Source organism: Actinomadura sp. GC306, from assembly GCF_004348665.1.
Lineage (GTDB): Bacteria > Actinomycetota > Actinomycetes > Streptosporangiales > Streptosporangiaceae > Spirillospora.
The window spans coordinates 1-19,387 of sequence record NZ_SMKM01000110.1; the positions used below are offsets into that span (position 1 = coordinate 1).

Genomic DNA, 19,387 nt, shown 5'->3' on the forward strand with positions numbered 1-19,387 from the left:
GGTCACGCCCGCCCTCGACCCCGCCGATGTAGCGGCCGTCGGGGCGGCGCAGCACGGCGTACTCGTGCTCGCCCGGCATCGGCTCGGTCTCGAAGCCGAACACCGCCCGGTAGAACTCGGCGGCGGGCTCCAGGCCGGGCGTGACCAGCTCGTTCCAGACGAACGACCCCGGCTCGTTCACGATCCCGGACCCGGGGTGCGCCCGGCCCTCCCACAGGCCGAACTGCCCGCCCTGCGGGTCCTTGAGGATGGCCATCCGGCCGAGGTCCATCACGTCCATGGCCGGGACCACGACCTCCGCGCCGGCCTCGGCGGCGCGGCGGGCGACGGCGTCGCAGTCGTCGGCGGCGAAGTACACCGACCACCAGTACTCGTCCGGCTGGTCCTCCGGGTTCTGCATCATCCCGGCGACGGGCACCCCGCGCAGCGTGCACTGGTTGTAGTGGCCCGCCTCGGGGCCCGCGTCCTCGAAGTCCCAGCCGAGCAGCGGCCCGTAGAACGCCTTGGCCCGCTCGACGTCGGGCACGCCGATGTCGAGCCAGCTCGGCGTCCCCTCCGGCGGATTGGCCGTGACCTGCGTCATCTCGCTCACACTCCCCGCGTCCTGCGCCGCTCGCCCCGTCCCTCATCCTGGCCCCGGGCTGCGGCTTCACACATCGATCACCGGTCGATCCCGCCGGGGGCCGTGCGGGGGCGGCCGATCGGCGGGCGGGAAGCGGCCCGCCGTCACGTACACTGGGCTGATGGTTCCGCTCCCGAACTGACAGTGCGCCCCAGCGCGCCCCGGCCGTCGGGCCGAGCGGCGCGCTTCTTCGTGCCTGTCCTCCGAGCCGTCCTCCAGGGGAGCCCTGTCACTGTGATCATCGCGAAAGACATCGAGCTGCGCGCCGGCCCGAGACTGCTGATCGAGTCCGCCACCTTCCGGGTCAACCCCGGCGACCGGGTGGGCTTCGTCGGCCGCAACGGCGCCGGGAAGACCACCCTCACCAGGGTCCTGGCCGGGGAGGGCCAGCCCGCGCAGGGCGCCGTGACGTCCTCCGGCACGATCGGCTACCTCCCGCAGGACCCCCGCGACGTCGACCTCGACGAGCTGGCCCGCGACCGGATCCTGTCCGCCCGCGGCCTGGACGAGGTCATCCGCAAGCTGCGCGCCGCCGAGGAGGCCATGGCCGCCGCGACGGGCGCCGAGCGCGACAAGGCCGTGCGCCGGTACGGCCGGCTGGAGGAGCGGCTGCACGTGCTCGGCGGCTACTCCGCCGAGGCCGAGGCGGCCTCGATCGCCTCCAGCCTCGGCCTGCCCGACCGGGTCATGACCCAGCCCCTCGGGACGCTGTCGGGCGGGCAGCGGCGCCGGGTCGAGCTGTCGCGCATCCTGTTCTCCGGCGCCGACACCCTCCTGCTGGACGAGCCGACCAACCACCTGGACGCCGACTCCATCGTCTGGCTCCGCGACTTCCTCAAGGGCCACCAGGGCGGGCTCGTCGTCATCAGCCACGACGTCGAGCTGCTGGACGCGGTCGTGAACCGGGTCTTCCACCTGGACGCCAACCGCAGCGTCATCGACATCTACAACGTCGGCTGGAAGAAGTACCTGGAGCAGCGCGAGACCGACGAGCGGCGCCGCAAGCGCGAGACGGCCAACGCGCAGCGGCAGGCGTCGGCGCTGCTGTCGCAGGCCGACAAGATGCGCGCCAAGGCCACCAAGGCGAAGGCGGCGCAGCAGATGGACCGGCGCGCCCGGCAGCTCCTCGCGGGCGTCGAGGGCGAGCGGCAGGCCGACAAGGTCGCCAAGATCCGCTTCCCGGAACCGGCACCGTGCGGCAAAACCCCCCTTACCGCGGAGGGTTTGTCGAAATCGTACGGATCTTTGGAGATTTTCACCGACGTGGACCTGGCCGTCGACCGGGGCAGCCGCGTGGTCGTCCTCGGCCTCAACGGCGCGGGCAAGACGACCCTGCTGCGCCTGCTGGCGGGCGTCGACGAGCCCGACACCGGGTCGGTGGTGGCCGGCCACGGGCTGCGCATCGGCTACTACGCCCAGGAGCACGAGACCCTGGACGTCGGCCGGTCCGTCCTGGAGAACATGCAGTCGGCCGCGCCCGGCATGGCGCCCGTCGAGGTCCGCAAGATCCTCGGCTCGTTCCTGTTCTCCGGCGACGACGTCGACAAGCCCGCGGGGGTGCTGTCCGGCGGCGAGAAGACCCGGCTGGCGCTGGCGATGCTCGTGGTGTCCAGCGCGAACGTCCTGCTGCTGGACGAGCCCACCAACAACCTCGATCCCGCCAGCCGCCAGGAGATCCTCGGCGCGCTGCGGACGTTCGCCGGCGCCATCGTCCTGGTGACCCACGACGAGGGGGCCGTGGAGGCGCTCGCACCGGAAAGAGTGATTTTGCTGCCGGATGGGGTGGAAGACATCTGGAGTGACGAGTTCGCCGATCTGGTGACGCTCGCGTGACCTGCGCAGTGACTTCTGCAGATCTTTTCTGGCCGAGTGGGTAGCCGAACCGGCGGGAATGACTGATCATGGCGGGGGATAACGCAGCGGTCACCACATCACTACGGGAGGTACTCGTGGCCGAGACCCTTAAGAAGGGCACCCGCGTGACCGGTGCCGAGCGCGACAAGCTGGCGGCGGACCTCAAGAAGAGGTACGACTCCGGCGAGAGCATCCGCGCCCTGGCAGCCGCCACCGGCCGCTCGTACGGTTTCATCCACCGGATTCTGACCGAGTCCGGCGTCAACCTGCGCGGTCGCGGTGGCGCGACCCGGGGCAAGAAGTCCTGACCGGACACCGGCCCCCGGATGAGCGCACCGCCTGAACCGGCGCCGCGGCCGGCCGAGTAGGGTTCGGTCGCGGCGACGGGTCGGGCGCCGGGCTCCGCCCCGTGGACGGCGGGGCGGGCCCGTCGCGCGCTCATCGAAAGGGAGGCCCATGGCGGACGCGAATACGGACGGGCGGCCGGAAACGGCCACGGACCGGGCGGATGGTGCTCTGGACGAGGCGGCCCTCAAGGAGGCCGGGCTGCGGCTGGAGGTGGCCGGTGCCGTCGCGACCGTGACGCTGGACCGGCCCGAGCGGCGCAACGCCATGACCTTCGCCACCTGGCGCGGTCTCGCCGCCATCGGCCGCTCCCTGCCCGCGGACGTCCGCGTGGTCGTCCTGCGCGGCGAGGGCCCGAGCTTCTCGGCGGGCATCGACCTCGGCATGTTCTCCGGCGAGGGCGGCGGGTTCACCGACGGCGCCGACGCGGAGGGCACCGACCGGTTCATCGCCGAGCTGCAGGAGGGCTACACCTGGCTGCGGCGCCCCGAGATCGTCACCGTCGCGGCGGTGCACGGCCACGCCATCGGCGCCGGGTTCCAGCTCGCCCTGGCCTGCGACATCCGCGTCGTCGCCGACGACGCCGAGTTCTGCATGAAGGAGCCCGCGCTCGGGCTCGTCCCCGACCTGACCGGCACCAAGCCGCTCGTGGAGATCGTGGGCATCGGCCGGGCGCTGGAACTGTGCCTCACCGCCCGCACCGTGCGTGCCGAGGAGGCCGCGCGGATCGGGCTCGCCGAGATCACCGTGCCGCGCGACGGGCTCGACGGAGCCGTCCGCGACCTGGTCGACGCGCTGCTGGCGGTGAACGCCGGCGCGGCCGTCGCGACCAAGCGGCTGCTGTGGCAGGCCCCGGGCAACAGCCTCGACGAGCAGTGCGCCGCCGAGCGCCGCGAGCAGATCGGCCGGCTGCGGGACGTCTTCGGACGCTGACCCGCTCCGGCCCTGCGGCGGCCCGTCCGCGAGGAGTTCCCCGCGGACGGCCCGCCGCCGGCCGGGCCCGGCCTAGCTCAGGGCCTTGCGGCCGCCGCGGGCGAGGGGCAGCAGGACCCGGCTGACGCCCGGCTTCACCTCGACCTTCGTGCCCGCCGGGTACCGCAGCGTGTAGTCGTAGTCGGTGGACAGGACGATCACGCCGAGCCGGTGGCCGGCCTCGACGGTGTAGTCGGTCGGCTCGAAGTCCCAGCGGAACGTGTAGGCCCGGCCGGGGTCGATCGGGTCGGTGCGCGCCGGGTCGTGCCGGTTCCGGGCGTCCAGCCACCCCCTGGTGATGATCTTGTAGGGGGTGGTCGCGGTCTCCAGCGCCTGCCGTGTGGTGCAGCCGTCGTCGCCCGGCACGCCCTCGCCGAAGCAGACCCGCTCACCAGTGTCGGTGCGGCGGCCGGTGGGCCGGGCGGCGGTGCCGTAGTCGACGAGCAGGGCCGTCAGGTACGGCGAGCGCCCGTCCAGCGAGGCCCGCAGCGTGATCCGCGGCGTGCCGTTCACCCGCAGGGGCGCGGGCAGCGGCTTCGTGAGGTAGGCCAGGCGGCCGGGATCGGCCGCGTCCTCGTTCACCAGGAGGTCCTCGGCGGTGCGGGTCCTCCCCGCGTCGGTGAACGACTGCGCCGCGCCGGGCCGGGGGAGCAGGCCCAGCCGGCCGGGCTGCCCCGCGTCACCGGCGTTCAGGCTGAGCGGCACGGTGGCGGTGCCGGGGACCGGCCAGTCGCGCGCGGTGTCCCACGTGCCGTCCGCGCGCTGGACGTCCACGCGGGGCTCGTGCTCGATGCCGTTGCGGATCCCGTACAGGTAGCGGTCGAACCAGCGGTGCGTCTGCCGCAGCCACTCCTCCAGCCGCCAGCGGTACGGCGTCGAGTGGTTGCCCTGGTGGAGCCACAGCTTGCGCGGGACCCCGGCCTCCTTGAGGGCGTTCCACCACTGGGCGGAGTTCTTCACCTTGACGTTCCAGTCGTTCAGGCCGTGCACGACCATGACGGCGGCCCGGACCTTCCGCGCCTGGTCGACGTAGTCGCGGGCGGCCCACACCTCGCCGTAGTCGCCGGTCTCGCGGTCCTGGGCCGCCTCGATCTCCTCGATGACCTTCGCGCAGACCTCGGGGTTCTCGCGGGTCAGCACGTACCTGGCGAGGACGTCGAGGTCCTCGCCCTGGTAGCCGCCGGGGGCGACGACGCCGCCGTTCGCGCGGTAGTAGTCGTACCAGCTGGAGATCGCGGCGATCGGGACGATGGCCTTCAGCCCCGGCACGCCGGTCGCGGCGGCCATGTTCGGCAGCGTCCCGTTGTAGGACACGCCGGTCATGCCGACGTTCCCGGTCGACCAGCCGGCCTGCACCGGCGTGCCGTCCGGCGCCCAGCCGCGGGCGCGGCCGTTCAGCCAGTCGACCGCCGCCTTCGCGCCGGCCTGCTCGGCGCGGTCCCCGGACGTCGGGCAGCCGGTGGAGCCGCCGGTCCCGATGCTGTCCAGGTGGGCGACGGCGTACCCGCGCGGCAGGAAGTAGTTGTCGTGGTAGCCGGAGAAGATCGCCGCCAGGTCGCGCTGCGGCGCGGCGAACGCCCTGGCCCGGGCGTCGCCGATGTCGACGGGGTGGTTGGTGACGGGGTTGCCGCCGGCCCAGTACGGGCTCGGCTCCACGATCGTCGGGACCTTCAGGCCGGCGGTGTCGGTCTCCTTGGGGCGAATGATCCGCATCCGCACCCGGTCCCGGACGCCGTCGCGGTCGCTGTCGACCGTGGTCTCGATGTCGACGGACTGGGTCACGGCGTCGGCGCGGGAGAAGACCGGCTGGGTCTCGCCGCCCCGCACGGTGAGCGCGGGGGAGCCGCCGGGGGAGCGCTGGCCGGGCGGTGCGGAAGTGCCGGGCACGGCCGCGCCGGCGGGGAGGGCGGTGAGGGTGAGCAGCGCGGCGGTGACGGTGATCACGCCGGCGCCGCCGGGCGGGAGGCGTCGTATCACGGGGGCTCCTGGGGGGTGTGAGCCTTCGTAAGGGGTTGATCACTTCTACTCCGCGCGCGAGGCGAAGTCCACCGTCCTTCGGGCCCCGCCCACCACCGTCCGGACGACGGGCTCGCCCGGCCCGCCGCCGGACCACCGGTTACGCCAGGAGCGGACGCGGGAAGGCGGTCCGCCGGGGGCGCGTTGTCCCCGCCGGGTACTGAGATGCTTACTTGATTACGTGGATGCGCGCGGCGGCGGCCCCCGCGGGCGCGCGGCGGACCTCGGAGGCGCTTGTGGGAATGCCGGGAATGCCGGGCAACGGGTGGCAGGTGATGGCCTCCTTCCGCAGGGACAGCTCCGTCACCCGGCAGAAGCTCAAGCCCGGCACGGTGGGGAGGATCGCGGGGTACGCCCGTCCCTACGTCCGCGAGCTGGTGCTCTTCCTCGGCCTGAACTCGCTGTCCGCGCTGATCATCGTCGCCAACCCGCTGCTGCTGAAGGCGATCATCGACAGCGGCATCGTGGCGGGCCGGCAGGGGCTCGTCGTGTGGCTCGCGCTCGCCGTCGCCGGGCTCGCGCTGGTCGAGGCGGTGCTCAGCCTCGTCCAGCGCTGGTACTCGGCGCGGGTGGGGGAGGGGCTCATCTACGACCTGCGCAGCCAGGTCTTCGCGCACGTCCAGCGGCAGCCCGTCGCGTTCTTCATGCGGGCGCAGACCGGCTCGCTCGTCAGCCGGCTCAACAACGACGTCATCGGCGCGCAGCGCGCCCTCACCACCACGCTGTCGTCGGTGGTGTCCAACGTGATCAGCCTCGTCCTGGTGCTGGCCACCATGCTGATCCTGTCGTGGCAGGTCACGTTCATCGCGCTGCTGCTGCTCCCGATCTTCATCCTGCCGGCCAAGTGGGTCGGCAAGCGGCTCCAGCGCGTCAGCCGCGAGCAGATGGTGCTGGACGCCGAGATGGGCTCGCTGATGACCGAGCGGTTCAACGTCGCGGGCGCGATGCTGGCCAAGCTCTACGGGCGGCCCGCCGAGGAGGAGGAGAACTTTTCCGGCCGCGCCGCGCGGGTCCGCGACGTGGGGATCGTCGCGGCCATGTACGGGCGGGTCTTCTTCACCGCGCTGACGCTGGTCGCCGCCCTCGCCACCGCCATGGTCTACGGCGTCGGCGGCGTCCTCGCCGTGAACGGCACCCTGGAGCTCGGCACGATGGTCGCGCTCGCCACCCTGCTGACCCGGATGTACGGTCCGCTGACCGCGCTGTCCAACGTCCACGTCGACGTGATGACCGCTCTCGTCAGCTTCGACCGCGTCTTCGAGGTGCTCGACCTCAAGCCGCTCATCCGCGACCGCGACGGCGCCCGCCCCCTCGCCGAGGTCCGCCCGGCCGGGAAGGCGCCGGAGGCGGCCCAGGAGGAGGCTCCGGAGGCGGCCCCGGGCGACGGGGTGCGCCTCACCAAGGCCGGCGCCCCGTCGGTCGAGTTCGACCACGTCCGCTTCGCCTACCCGTCCGCGGAGGAGGTGTCGCTGGCCTCGCTGGAGTCGATCGCGCGGACCGACACCGCCCCCGGGCGCGAGGTCCTGCACGACATCGACTTCACCGCCGCCCCCGGCCGGATGGTCGCGCTCGTCGGCCCGTCCGGCGCGGGCAAGTCGACGATCACGCACCTGGTGTCGCGGCTGTACGACGTGACCGGCGGCGCGGTGCGGATCGGGGGCGTCGACGTCCGCGACGTCACGCTGGAGTCGCTGCGCGCCGAGGTCGGCGTGGTCAGCCAGGAGGCGCACCTGTTCCACGACTCGATCGGCGCCAACCTGCGCTACGCGCGGCCCGGCGCGACCGACGAGGAGATCCGCGCGGCCCTGGAGGCCGCGCGGATCGGCGACCTCGTCGAGGCGATGCCGGAGGGCCTCGACACCGTCGTCGGCGACCGCGGCTACCGGCTGTCGGGCGGGGAGAAGCAGCGCCTCGCGATCGCGCGGCTGCTGCTGAAGGCGCCGTCCGTGGTGGTGCTGGACGAGGCGACCGCGCACCTGGACTCCGAGTCCGAGGCGGCCGTCCAGCAGGCGCTGCGCACCGCGCTGGCCGGGCGGACGTCCCTGGTGATCGCGCACCGGCTGTCCACGATCCGGGAGGCCGACCAGATCCTGGTGATCGAGGACGGCCGGATCGCCGAGCGCGGGCGGCACGAGGAGCTGCTGCTCCAGGGCGGGCTGTACGCCGAGCTGTACCGCACGCAGTTCGCGCACCAGCGCGACGGCGACCGGCGCGAGCAGAAGCGGCCGGCCGAGCCGCTCGGGGCGGAGTGACGGCCCGGCGCCCGGCGGCTCAGGCGTCGGCGGTGCGGTAGCCGAGCCGCCGCAGCTCGGTCCCGGCGACCTTCTCGACCTGCGCGACCTGCCGCGGCGTCAGCCGGTCGCGCCACGACCCGACGCCGTGGTCGCCGCCCCGGTCCGGCACCCCGGCGCGCACCAGCCCGGACAGGGCCGTCTTCGGCACCGGGGCGTCCAGGTACTCCGCCAGCTCGGCGGTCACCCGGCGCGGCCGGGCGACCATCTCCTCGTAACGGACGGTGAACAGCTGGTCCTCCGGGACCTGGCGGCGCAGCCTCGCGCTGAGCCGCACCGAGCCGCGCCAGCGCAGCGCGCACTTGACGGCCGCCGCGGCGCGCGGCCACCGGTTGCGCTCGGTGTGGTCCTCGACGCCGAGGAAGGGGTTGGGGAAGACCGTGTCCAGGTTGGCGAGGCCCGGCTTGAACCAGGCCAGGCAGCGCTCGTCGTCCAGCATGTCGGCGACGACGTCGCGGCCGTCCCGGATCACCTGGACGAGCTGCGCGTCGGGGAAGGCGTCCAGCAGCACGTCGGCGCTGTAGATCAGGTCGGGGGAGGCGTCGGCGAACCGGGCGATGCCCTGCGGCTCCACGCACGGCTCCTGGTGGGCGCTGTCGGCCGCGGGCCGGCCGGCCACCGCGGGCGGGCGGGGCGGCAGCCCGGCCAGCTCGCGGCACTCGTCCGGGCACTGCGCGCACGCCCGGCCGGACACCAGCCACGCCTCCGCGTAGGCGTCCCGCAGGACCCGCGCCGCGCCCTTCCCGCGCTCCGTCGCGATCGACGGCTGCCGCGCGAACGCGTAGGTGACGCGCAGCACGCCGGGGCGGCCCGTGGTCAGGTGGAACCCCGGCGACCGCTTGACCGCACGCGCCAGCGGCACCGCACCGGAGTGGGGCGCCCCCAGGATGAACACCGGGCGGCGCACCTTGGTGCCGTTGATCACCAGGATGTGCGGCGTCGACCTCATACGAGGCCAAGTTTGTCACCCTTTATGGCCCGGTCGGTCCGTGACGCTCCGTAAGGGGCGACCGATACCCATCTGTTAAACGGATCGTCCCGCCCAGCCGGCCCCCTGGAAGGCGGCACCTACCATGGGAGTGGTGGACACTTCCCCGACGCTCGCCGAGCTGCTGCCGGACGCCGCCGCGATCACCGCGCTGACCGGCGCCGGGATCTCCACCGACAGCGGCATCCCCGACTTCCGCGGGCCGCAGGGCGTCTGGACGAGGGACCCGGCGGCGGAGGCGATGTCCACGATCGGCTCCTACCTCGCCGACCCGGAGGTGCGGCGCCGCGCCTGGCGGTCCCGCCGCGACGACCCGGTGTGGGACGCCGAGCCGAACGCCGCGCACGCCGCCCTCGTCGAGCTGGAGCGGGCGGGCCGGCTGCGCGCCCTCATCACCCAGAACATCGACGGCCTGCACCAGCGCGCCGGATCGGGCGCCGGGACGGTCATCGAGATCCACGGCACCGTGCGGGAGGCGGTCTGCCTGTCCTGCGACCTGCGCACCCCCATGCCCGACGTCCTGCGGCGGGTCGACGCCGGCGAGGAGGACCCGCCCTGCGCCGAGTGCGGCGGCATCCAGAAGTCCGCGACGATCTCCTTCGGGCAGCCGCTGGACCGCGGCGTCCTCGCGGCCGCGGTCGACGCGGCGCGCTCCTGCGACCTGTTCCTCGCCGTGGGGACCTCGCTGACCGTGCAGCCCGCGGCCGGGCTGTGCCTGGAGGCCGTCGAGCACGGCGCCCGCCTGGTGATCATCAACGCGGAGGAGACGCCGTACGATGGGCTGGCCGATGCGGTCCTGCGCCGGCCGATCGGCGAGACGCTGCCGCGGCTGGCCGCGATCGCGCTCGGCGGCGGGCGGTGAGCCGCCGGCGGCCGGTGATCTGTTGGCGGGTCGTGACCGTGCGCCTCTTCCACTGGCGTCCGGATCCTGACAAGCTCTATCCGTCGCGGTGCGAGGAGGGATCGGGTTGAGAAGCGGGGGCGCCCGCGCGGAGGCGGTCGACGGGACCGCCGACGCGCCCGCCGTCGGCATGCCCGGCGGACGACCGCGAACGCGACATACCCGCAGATACGGGCGGTTGCGCCCCGGCGACCGGGTCGCGGTCGTCGCACCCAGCGGCCCCGCCGACCCCGCCCGGCTGGAGGCCGGCTGCGCCGTCCTGCGCGACCTCGGCCTTGACGCGGTGGTCGGGAAGCACGCCCTCGACCGTGTCAACCTCGGCCCGCCGGGCCCCGTCCGGGACGGCTGGCACCGGCTCGCCGGAAGCGACGCCGACCGGGCCGCCGACCTGCAGGCCGCCTGGTGCGACCCGCGGGTCCGCGCGGTGGTCTGCGCGCGGGGCGGCTACGGCGCCACCCGCGTCCTGGACCACCTCGACTGGGACGCCCTGCGCGCCGCGTCGGACACGGCCGCCGAGTCCGGCCGCGGCCCGAAGCTCCTGCACGGATCGAGCGACATCACCGCCCTGCACGCCGCTTTTGGAACGCGCCTAAACGTCTCGACCTCCTTCGGCCCCATGCCCGCCGGCGTGATCGCCGACCTCGGCCCCGCGCTCACGGGCGAGGACGCGGACGGGGCGGCCGGCGCCGAGCGCGCCGCCACGCTGGACGGCCTGCGCGCGGCCCTGTTCGGCGGCCCCGTCGCCCTCCCCGGCACGCACGCGCTGCGGCCGGGCCGCGCCGAGGGCCCGCTCACCGGCGGCACCCTGGCGCTCCTGGCGGCCCTCCTCGGCACCCCGTACGCGCCGCCGCCCGCCGCCGGCCGCATCGTCTTCCTGGAGGACGTCGACGAGGCGCCCTACCGGGTCGACCGCATGCTCGTCCAGCTGCTCCAGGCGGGCTGGTTCGCCGGCGCCGCCGGGATCGCGCTCGGCTCCTGGCGCGGCTGCGGCGACCCCGCCGAGCTCGACGCGGTGTTCACCGCGCGGCTCGGGCCGCTCGGCGTGCCCGTCCTGGCGGGCGTCCCCGCCGGGCACGGCCCCGACCAGCGCACCCTGGAACTCGGCGCGCCCGCCGTCCTCGACACGGCCGCGCTCACCCTCCGAGCGCCGGGAGGTGCACGATGAGCGGCCGGCACGCCCGACCCGACCCGACCACCGACGGGACGCTCGACTCGCTGCTCGTGCTGGTGGCCGAGAGCCTCGGCTACTCCTGCCACCGCGCGCCCGGCGAGATCGTCATCCTGGAGGGCGCCACGCGGCTGCCGGTCAGCATGCGCGACCTGCGGCAGCTCGCCCGGCTGGTGCCCCGCGACGACTGGCCGGCGCTGGTCTCCGACCACGTCACCACGATCGTCACCGCGATGGAGGAGCCGCTCGACCTCAGCGACTTCGACCTCGCCCAGCACCTGCTGCGCACCCGCATCTACCCCGCCGAGGCCGACAACGGCGTCCTGGCCGCCCGGCCGTTCGCGCCGGGCCTGATCGAGGTCGTGGTCGTCGACACGCCCACCTCGGTCCGGACGGTCAGCACCGAGGAGATGAACGGCTGGCCGGTCTCCGGCGACGCGCTGTTCATGCTCGGCCGCGCCAACGTCCGCGGCGACGGCCCGCTCCAGGTGGACGAGCAGGACCTCGGCGGCGTCCGCGTCTCCGTCCTGCACGGCTGGACGTTCTACGCCGTGACCCACCTGGCCTGGCTGGAGGAGTACCTCTCGATCGGCCCGTACGGCGCGCTGGTCATCGCCCCCAACCGCAGCCTCATCGTCGCCCACCCGCTCCGGCTCAACGAGGGGTGCCCGCGGGCCCGCTACCGCGCCGCGGTGGCCGCGGCCAAAGAACTGCAGGCGCAGGCGCACCGCGCCTACGAGGACGGGCCGGGCTCGCTCAGCCCGCACCTGTACTGGTGGCGGGGCGGGGAGCTGACCTGCCTCGCGATCCGCTACGAGGGCGACTCCCTGGTGCTGCCGGAGGAGTTCTCCTCGGTCCTCGCCACGCTGGCCGCGGAACACTAGGCGCGGGCCGCCGATGCGGGTCGTCGTCGCGCCCGACTCGTTCAAGGGAAGCCTGCCCGCCGCGCGGGTGTGCGCCGCCGTCGCGGAGGGCGTCCGGCGCGCCGCGCCCGGCGCCGAGGTCGCCGCGGTGCCGATGGCGGACGGCGGCGAGGGGACCGTGGACTGCTTCCTCGCCGCCCGCGCGGGCGAGGTGGTCGAGACCGCCGCCACCGACCCGCTCGGGCGCCAGGTGAAGGCGCGCTACGCGCTCGCGGGCGACGGGACCTCAGCCGTCGTGGAGCTCGCCGCCGCGTCGGGGCTGCCGCTCGTCGCGGACGTCCCGCCCGATCCGCTGAACGCCGCCACCACCGGCACCGGCGAGCTGATCGCCGACGCGGTCCGGCGCGGTGCCCGCGACATCCTCGTCGCGGTCGGCGGCAGTGCCACCACCGACGGCGGCACCGGCCTGCTGCGCGCCCTCGGGGTCCGCTTCCTCGACGCCGCCGGCGCCGAGCTCCCGCCGGGCGGGGCCGCGCTCGCCCGCCTCGCGCGCATCGACGACTCCCGGGTGCCGGACGCGGTGCGCGCCGCCCGCGTCCGGGTGGCCTGCGACGTGACCAGCCCGCTCGTCGGGCCGGCCGGCGCCGCCGCCGTGTTCGGCCCGCAGAAGGGCGCCACCCCCGGGCAGGTGCGGGAGCTGGACGCCGCACTCACCGTGTTCGCCGACGTCCTGGCCGCCCGGTCCGGCGTCCGGGTGCACGACCTGCCCGGGGCGGGCGCGGCCGGCGGCACCTGCGGCGGCCTCGTGGGGGTGCTCGGCGCCGAGCCCGCACCCGGCGCGCCCCTGGTCGCGGAGGCCGTCGGGCTGCCCGCCGCCCTCGCCGGCGCCGACCTCGTGCTCACCGGGGAGGGCCGGGTGGACGGGCAGAGCGCGGCCGGCAAGGTCGTCTCCGCCGTCGCGGCGCTCGCGGCGGAGCGCGGCGTCCCGTGCGTCGCGCTGGCGGGCGGGGTGGCCGGGCCGCTGGACGCGCTGCACGGGCTGGGGCTCACCGCCGCGTTCAGCATCGCCGACGGCCCCCGCGACGTCGACGCCCTCAAGGCCGGGGCCGCTCCGCTGCTCGCCGCCCTGGCCGAGCAGGTCGTCCGCCTCTTCGCCCGCTGACTCCGGATCAGGGGCGGCCGGGTTCCGCCCGCGCCGCGGGGCCGACCGGCTCGGGCTCCGCGCCCGGCTCCGGTCCGGGTGCCGTGGCGGGGGTGCGGGGCCGGATGGTGAGCGCGGGCAGGAAGACGTGCGTGAGCGGGCCGATCGCGACCGCGTACAGGACCGTCCCGGCGCCGACCGTCCCGCCGAGCAGCCAGCCGCCGGCCAGCACGGTCAGCTCGATCCCCGTGCGCACGACGCGCAGCGAGTGGCGGCCCCGCGCGGCGATCCCGGTCATCAGGCCGTCGCGCGGGCCCGGCCCGAGCCCGGCGCCGATGTAGCAGCCGGTCGCGAAACCGCCGACCAGCACGGCGGCGACGAGGTACGCCCAGCGCGCCGCGGCCGCCTCCGGGACGGGCAGCAGCCAGAGGAACAGGTCGGCGAAGACGCCGACGAGGACGGCGTTGCTGACCGTCCCGATCCCGGGGCGCTGCCGCAGCGGGATCCATACGAGCATCACCAGCGCGCCGGTGATGACGATCCAGGCGCCGATCGACAGGCCGAAGCGCCGTGAGAGGCCCTGGTGGAGGACGTCCCAGGGGTTGTTGCCGAGGGCGGACGCCACCTGGAGCGCGATGCTGAGCCCATAAAAGGCCAATCCCACGTAAAGCTGCACAAGACGGCGTGCCATCAAGGCCATTCCTCTACCTCTCGCCCGAATCGGCTGACTCCGGGTCCACTTTGGCGCGAAGTGGCCTGGTCATCATAGAGCCAATGTGCAAAAGTGGTCTGCGTGAGCACTCGATACGTGAGCGGGCAGAACCTGGCGCGACTGGTGGGCGACGTGCCGGGGGAACGCCCCGTCTACGCGGCGCTGGCCCGGTCGGTGCGCGGCCTCGTCCTCGACGGGCGGCTCGCCCTGCGGACCCGGCTGCCCGCCGAACGCGACCTGGCCGCCGCGCTCGGCGTCAGCCGGACCACGGTCACCGCCGCCTACGACCGGCTCCGCGAGGAGGGCTTCATCCAGAGCCGCCAGGGCGCGGGAAGCTGGACGGCGCTGCCCCCGGTGCGGATGTCGTCCGCCGACCCGCGGCTCGCGCAGCCCGGCGCGCGCTTCGGCAAGGCGCACCCGGTGCCCGCCGACGCCGACTTCATCGACCTCGGCTGCGCCACCCCGGGCGCCCCGGCGATCTTCGACGAGGCCGTCGCGGCGGCCGTGGCGGAACTGCCCCGCCACAGCGCCGGCCCCGGCTACGAGCCCGCCGGGCTGGCGGGCCTGCGCCGGCTCATCGCCGACGGGTACACCGCGCGCGGCGTCCCCACCGGCCCGGACCAGATCGTCGTCACCACCGGGGCGCAGCACGCGTTCACGCTGCTGGCGCAGACGCTCATCGAGCCCGGGGACGCCGTCATGATCGAGCGGCCCACCTACCCGCACGCGCTCGGCACGCTGCGCCGCCGCGGCGCCCGGCTGGTCCCGGTCGGCGTCAACGAGGGGTGGGACGTCGAGCTCGCCGCCGGCGCGATGCGGCAGGCGGCCGTCCGGATGGCCTACACGATCCCGGACTTCCAGAACCCGACCGGGCACCTGATGGCCGCCGCCGACCGCGCCGCGCTCGTGGACGCCGCCCGCCGCGCCGACGCGTTCCTCGTCTGCGACGAGACCTTCGCCGAGCTCGCGCACGACCTCGACGCGCCGCGGGAGCCGCCGCCGGCGGCCTTCGACTCCGGCGGCCGGGTCATCACCATCGGGTCGGCGTCGAAGCTGTTCTGGGGCGGCCTGCGGATCGGGTGGATCCGCACGACCGCGCCGCTGGCGCGCCGCCTGGTGCTGGCCCGCGAGCCGTTCGACATGGCGAGCCCGGTGCTGGAGCAGCTCATCGTGAGCGAGCTGCTGCTGCGGGTGGCCGAGGTGCGCGCCGAGCGCGCCGCGGGGCTGCTCCGCGGCCGGGACGCGCTCGCGGGGGCGCTGCGCGAGCTGCTGCCCGGCTGGGAGTTCCGGCTGCCCGCGGGCGGCATGTCGCTGTGGGCACGGCTCGGCGCGCCGATCGCGACCCCGCTCGCCGAGGCGGCCGAGCGGCTCGGGCTCCGCGTCGTCGCCGGGCCGGTCTTCGGCGTCGACGGCGTGCTGGAGGACTACGTCCGGCTCCCCTACGTCCTGCCCCCGGACACGCTGCGCACGGCCGTGGAGCGACTGGCGCTGGCGCACCGGGAGGCCGAGTCGGCCCCCGCGGCCCGGTCCCTCCCCGCCTACGTCTGAGAGCCGTCCCCCTGGGACTAGGGGGCGCGCTGGATGTAGTCGACCAGGTGCTCGCGGTCGCTCTCCAGTTCGTCGATGGCGCTCTTGACCACGTCGCCGATGCTGACGATCCCGACAAGCCGCCCGTCCTCGACGACGGGCACGTGCCGGAACCGGTGCTCGGTCATGGCGCGGCGCAGGTCCTCCACCTTGTCGGCGGGCCCGCAGTTGCGGACCTCCGCGGTCATGATGTCGGAGACGGGACGGTCGAGCAGGGCGGCGCCGCGCTCGTGCAGCGCCCGCACGACGTCGCGCTCGGAGGCGATGCCCGCGATCGACGCGCCGTCCGGGGAGACCACCACCGCCCCGATGTTGTGCTCCGCCAGGACGGAGAGCAGCTGCCGCACGGTGGCCTCGGGCCGCACCGTGGCCACCGCGTCTCCCTTCGTCCGCAGGATGTCGCGAATCCGCATTGCTCACGCTCCGGTGCCGGTTCGGAAGGCCCGGCGGGCGACGGCCGCCGGGGCGTGCCGGTCGCCGGGCTTTTAGCAAAGGTCGCACGTTCCGGCCGCGGGCGGAACCCCGCGGCGGTAAACCCGCGGACGGAGGACGCTACGGGGCCAGGAGGCGGGTCAGGGCGCCGAGCGCGGGGGTCAGCAGGCGGCCCGCCGGGGAGGCGTGGGCCAGCGCGGCGCGGGCGGCGTTCGCGCCGCACGCGCCGTGCACGCCGCCGCCCGGGTGGGCGGACGCGGACGCCAGGTACAGCCCGGCGACCGGTGTCTCGGCGCGGCCGAGGCCGGGCACGGGACGGAACACCAGCTGCTGGTGGAGCAGCGCGGTGCCGCCGTTGAGGGCGCCGTCCCGCAGGTTGGCGTCGTGCACGCCGAACGCGGGCGGGGCGGTGATCCGGCGGCCGGCGATCCGGGACCGGAAGCCGGGCGCCAGGCGCTCCACGGCGTCCTCCAGCCGGGCGGCCATGGCGGTCCGCTCGCGTTCGTCCCAGGTGCCGGTGATGCCGTCCGGCCCTGCGTCGCCCTTCACCCGGCCGGGGACGTGCGTGTAGGCCCAGGCCGATTCGGTGCCGGCGGGGGAGCGGGACGGGTCGGAGGTCGTGAGCTGCCCGAGGATCGCGAACGGCTCGGCCGGGACGCGGCCGGTGGCGAGCTGCGCGCTGTAGCCGGTCATCGCGTCCAGGCCGGGGGAGAGGTGGACGGTCCCGGCACGGGCCGCGTCCGGCGACGCCCAGGGGATCGGTTCCGACAGCGCCCAGTCGACCTTGAAGGTGCCGTGGTCCCAGTCGAAGCGGTCCATGTCGGCGCGGAGCGCGGCGGGCAGGTCCCGCCAGCCGACCAGGCCGCCGTAGAGGAGGGGCGCCGCGACGTCCGCCACCACCGCCCGGGCGGCGCGCACCGGCTCGCCCGCCGCCGTCCGCACGCCGAGCGCCCGGCCGCCGCGCACGACGACCGACGCGACCGGGGCGTCGCAGCGGACCCGCCCGCCCCGCGACTCCAGCCGCCGCACCAGCGCCGCGGTCAGCTCGCCCGCGCCGCCTCCGGCCACCGGCCAGCCGTACCGCTGCCCGACCATGGCGAGGAGCCAGCCGAACAGCGTCCCGCCCGACGTCTCCGGGCCCATGTCGGTGTGCAGGGTCCCGCCGGCGAGCAGCAGCGGCCCGCCCGGCCCGGCGAACTCGTGCGCGCCGAACGAGCGGACGGGCGACAGCAGGGAGCGCGCGACGCGGAGCCCGCCCGCGCGGCGCGCCGCCACGGCCAGCGGGACCGCGGCGCGGACGGGCGGGAACGGCGTGAGCAGGGCGCGCAGGAGCGGCTCCCCGATCTCGTCCCAGAGCCCGCACAGCCGCAGCCACGCCTCGCCGTCCCCGGCGGCGAACGCGTCGAGCCCCGCCGCGGTCGCGTCCCGGTCGCGTTCGAGGACGGCGCACCGCCCGTCCGGCAGCGGATGCGCGAGGACGGCCGGCGCGTGCCGCCAGCGCAGCCCGTGCCGTTCGAGATCGAGGGCGCGCATCGCGGGGGACGCGACACCGAGCGGGTAGAACGCGCTGCACACGTCGCTGACGTAGCCGGGGTGGGCGCCCCGGTCGCTGCGGACGGCCCCGCCCGGCTCGGGCTGCGCTTCGAGGACCTCCACGTCCCAGCCGGCGTCGGCCAGCACATTGGCGGCGACCAGCCCGTTGGGCCCCGCTCCGATGACCACGGCGTCCGGCATGCGGCACCGCCCCTTCCGGTCGGCGACGCCCTACGGGTACCCGGGACGGCGGTGTTCAGCCCCGCCGGGCGAGGCGCCGCACGAGGCGCGGGCAGACGCGGTAGGCCGCCCGGCGCAGGCGCGCCCCGGCCGTGACGGGGACGACGGCCCTGCCGGACCGGACCGCGGCGACGATCCGCTCCGCGACCTCGTCCGGGCCGGGGCCGGGCCGCGCGCCGCCACCGGGCACGCAGACGGCGCTGACCCCGATGCCCTTGCCCTTCAGTTCGGCGCGCAGGCAGTCGGACAGCATCAGCGCGGCCGCCTCGCAGGTGGCGGAGACGGGCACCGAACGCGACGGCGCGAACCCGGCCGTGGACAGCACGGTGACGAGGTGGCCGCCCTGCCCCCGCTCCGCCATCGGCGCGGCGAACAGCCGGGAGCCGTGGACGACGCCCCGGAGGCCGGCGTCCAGGGCCGCCTTCCAGTCCTCGGCGGAGTGGTCGAAGAAGGGACCGGCCGCGGCCTTTCCCGTGTGGTTGACGACGACGTCCGGCACCCCGTGCTCGTGCACGACCGCCTTCGCGAAGCCCTCCAACGCTGCGGAGTCGGAGACGTCCACCGTGTAGGCGTGCCCCGCCGGGCCGAGCAGCCCCGCGAGGTCCGCGGTCCGCCGGGCGGCGGCCGGGTCGGGGTCGGCGGCGACGACCTCGGCGCCGCGCTCGGCGAACGCCAGTGCGGTCGCGCGCCCGGCCCCGCCGCCCGCGCCGGTGACGACGGCGAGGGACCCCTCGAAGGGGCGCCGCCCCTTGACCGCCCTGGCCCCGCGCAGCGCGCGCGACTCGGCCGCCGACAGCGGGCCGCCCTGGACGCCGGCGATGTGCTCGCCGATCCAGCGCGCGACGGCGCCCGGATGGCTGCGCGGCACCCAGTGGCCGGCCTCGACGGGCCGGACCGACAGGTTCGGTACGCGCCCGGCGAGCCCGCCCACCAGGTGCGGCGAGACGAACAGGTCCCGGGTGGGGACGATGACCTGGGTCGGCACGTCCGTCCGCCGGTCCAGGGGCCCGCGCAGCCGCCGCGCCATGTTCGCCCGGTACAGCCCGGTCCCGGAGGCGCCGTCGCGCGGCAGGGACTTCGCCGGGTGGCCGGGGCGCGGGGGGACGCCCTCGCCCGCCGCCAGCGCGCGGGTGAAGACCCGGGAGAACCCGGCCCGCCACATCAACTCCGGCACCAGCGGCGTCTGAAAGGCGTAGATGTACCAGGACCGCACCGCCTGCCCGGCCGCCCGCCGGAGGTTCCGCGGCGACGGCCGGGTGAGGTTGCGGCGCATCCAGTGCCCGACGTGGTCCAGGCACGGCCCGGAGATCGAGGTGAACGAGGCGAAGCGGTCCGGCATCGTGCAGACCGCCTCCCACGACTGGATGGACCCCCAGTCGTGCCCGACCAGGTGCACCTTGCGCTCGGGGGCGGTGGCGTCCAGCACGGCCTGCATGTCGGCCATCAGGTACGGGAACGCGTAGCGCCTGCGCCCGGCGGGCCGGGAGGACGCCCCGGCGCCGCGCACGTCGTACCGGACGACGTGGAACCGCCCGGCGAGCCGCTCGGCGACCTCGTCCCAGACGGCGTGGGTGTCGGGGTAGCCGTGGACGAGCAGGACGGTCGGCCGCGAGCGGTCGCCCTGCTCGTAGACGGCGAGGTCGACGCCGTCGCCGCGGACCCGCCGCCGGGTGACGGGGGACGCCGGGGGTGTCATGTCGTCGTGTCTCTGGGGGTCTAGGG

At 75.5% G+C, this 19,387-nt stretch carries 16 protein-coding genes; 9 read left to right on the forward strand and 7 right to left on the reverse strand.

Annotation, left to right across the window (positions count from 1 at the left end; all coding sequences use genetic code 11):
• The coding region (locus E1200_RS17155) for a VOC family protein (protein WP_131953039.1) at positions 1 to 583 on the reverse strand (583 nt) is incomplete at its 3' end.
• A 273-nt stretch (positions 584 to 856) separates the two neighbouring features.
• Between E1200_RS17155 and E1200_RS17160 the strand changes: the two genes are divergently transcribed.
• The 3 genes from E1200_RS17160 (at position 857) to E1200_RS17170 (ending at position 3,754) form a co-directional block, all read left to right on the forward strand.
• Entirely contained in the window at positions 857 to 2,455 is a 1,599-nt protein-coding gene (locus E1200_RS17160) for an ABC-F family ATP-binding cassette domain-containing protein (RefSeq protein ID WP_131953040.1), read from the forward strand.
• Positions 2,456 to 2,571: 116 nt separating this feature from the next.
• A complete protein-coding gene (locus E1200_RS17165; RefSeq protein ID WP_021596738.1) occupies positions 2,572 to 2,784 on the forward strand; it encodes a helix-turn-helix domain-containing protein in 213 nt (70 codons plus the stop codon).
• Between the two features lie 148 nt (positions 2,785 to 2,932).
• Positions 2,933 to 3,754, forward strand: coding sequence for an enoyl-CoA hydratase/isomerase family protein (locus E1200_RS17170; RefSeq protein WP_131953041.1), 822 nt, complete (start codon positions 2,933 to 2,935; stop codon positions 3,752 to 3,754).
• A gap of 72 nt (positions 3,755 to 3,826) precedes the next feature.
• On the opposite strand, the gene E1200_RS17175 is transcribed toward E1200_RS17170, so the two are convergent.
• Complete coding sequence (locus E1200_RS17175; RefSeq protein WP_243708627.1) at positions 3,827 to 5,770, reverse strand: Xaa-Pro dipeptidyl-peptidase; 1,944 nt, start codon at positions 5,768 to 5,770, stop codon at positions 3,827 to 3,829.
• A gap of 290 nt (positions 5,771 to 6,060) precedes the next feature.
• Between E1200_RS17175 and E1200_RS17180 the strand changes: the two genes are divergently transcribed.
• Positions 6,061 to 8,061: an ABC transporter ATP-binding protein gene (locus tag E1200_RS17180; protein ID WP_131953042.1), complete on the forward strand. Its 2,001-nt coding sequence runs from the start codon at positions 6,061 to 6,063 to the stop codon at positions 8,059 to 8,061.
• Positions 8,062 to 8,080: 19 nt separating this feature from the next.
• Here the strand turns inward: E1200_RS17180 and E1200_RS17185 are convergent, their stop codons facing one another.
• Positions 8,081 to 9,049, reverse strand: a complete 969-nt coding sequence (locus tag E1200_RS17185) for a sulfotransferase (RefSeq protein WP_131953043.1) — start codon at positions 9,047 to 9,049, stop codon at positions 8,081 to 8,083.
• 133 nt (positions 9,050 to 9,182) lie between these two features.
• On the opposite strand from E1200_RS17185, the gene E1200_RS17190 reads away from it, so the two are divergent.
• The 4 genes from E1200_RS17190 to E1200_RS17205 all read left to right on the forward strand — a co-directional run bounded on the left by E1200_RS17190 (position 9,183) and on the right by E1200_RS17205 (position 13,182).
• Complete coding sequence (locus tag E1200_RS17190) at positions 9,183 to 9,950, forward strand: Sir2 family NAD-dependent protein deacetylase (protein WP_243708628.1); 768 nt, start codon at positions 9,183 to 9,185, stop codon at positions 9,948 to 9,950.
• A 106-nt stretch (positions 9,951 to 10,056) separates the two neighbouring features.
• On the forward strand, positions 10,057 to 11,154 hold the full coding sequence (locus E1200_RS17195; RefSeq protein ID WP_243708629.1) for an LD-carboxypeptidase: 1,098 nt from the start codon (positions 10,057 to 10,059) through the stop codon (positions 11,152 to 11,154).
• Entirely contained in the window at positions 11,151 to 12,041 is an 891-nt protein-coding gene (locus tag E1200_RS17200) for a hypothetical protein (protein ID WP_131953045.1), read from the forward strand. The genes E1200_RS17195 and E1200_RS17200 overlap by 4 nt, the downstream gene beginning before the upstream one ends.
• 13 nt (positions 12,042 to 12,054) lie before the next feature.
• A complete protein-coding gene (locus tag E1200_RS17205; RefSeq protein WP_131953046.1) occupies positions 12,055 to 13,182 on the forward strand; it encodes a glycerate kinase in 1,128 nt (375 codons plus the stop codon).
• A 7-nt stretch (positions 13,183 to 13,189) separates the two neighbouring features.
• On the opposite strand, the gene E1200_RS17210 is transcribed toward E1200_RS17205, so the two are convergent.
• On the reverse strand, positions 13,190 to 13,861 hold the full coding sequence (locus E1200_RS17210) for a hypothetical protein (RefSeq protein ID WP_165950343.1): 672 nt from the start codon (positions 13,859 to 13,861) through the stop codon (positions 13,190 to 13,192).
• A 93-nt stretch (positions 13,862 to 13,954) separates the two neighbouring features.
• On the opposite strand from E1200_RS17210, the gene E1200_RS17215 reads away from it, so the two are divergent.
• Complete coding sequence (locus E1200_RS17215) at positions 13,955 to 15,421, forward strand: PLP-dependent aminotransferase family protein (RefSeq protein WP_243708630.1); 1,467 nt, start codon at positions 13,955 to 13,957, stop codon at positions 15,419 to 15,421.
• 17 nt (positions 15,422 to 15,438) lie between these two features.
• Here E1200_RS17215 and E1200_RS17220 read toward each other — a convergent pair whose 3' ends face one another.
• From E1200_RS17220 to E1200_RS17230, 3 genes are all read right to left on the reverse strand, one after another.
• Positions 15,439 to 15,873 carry a CBS domain-containing protein gene (locus E1200_RS17220; RefSeq protein ID WP_131953047.1) on the reverse strand — a complete coding sequence of 145 codons (435 nt, stop codon included), beginning with the start codon at positions 15,871 to 15,873 and terminating at the stop codon, positions 15,439 to 15,441.
• Between the two features lie 139 nt (positions 15,874 to 16,012).
• On the reverse strand, positions 16,013 to 17,626 hold the full coding sequence (locus E1200_RS17225) for an NAD(P)/FAD-dependent oxidoreductase (RefSeq protein WP_131953048.1): 1,614 nt from the start codon (positions 17,624 to 17,626) through the stop codon (positions 16,013 to 16,015).
• A 55-nt stretch (positions 17,627 to 17,681) separates the two neighbouring features.
• Positions 17,682 to 19,387: SDR family oxidoreductase (locus E1200_RS17230; protein ID WP_347813223.1), on the reverse strand; the 1,706-nt coding region annotated here is incomplete at its 5' end.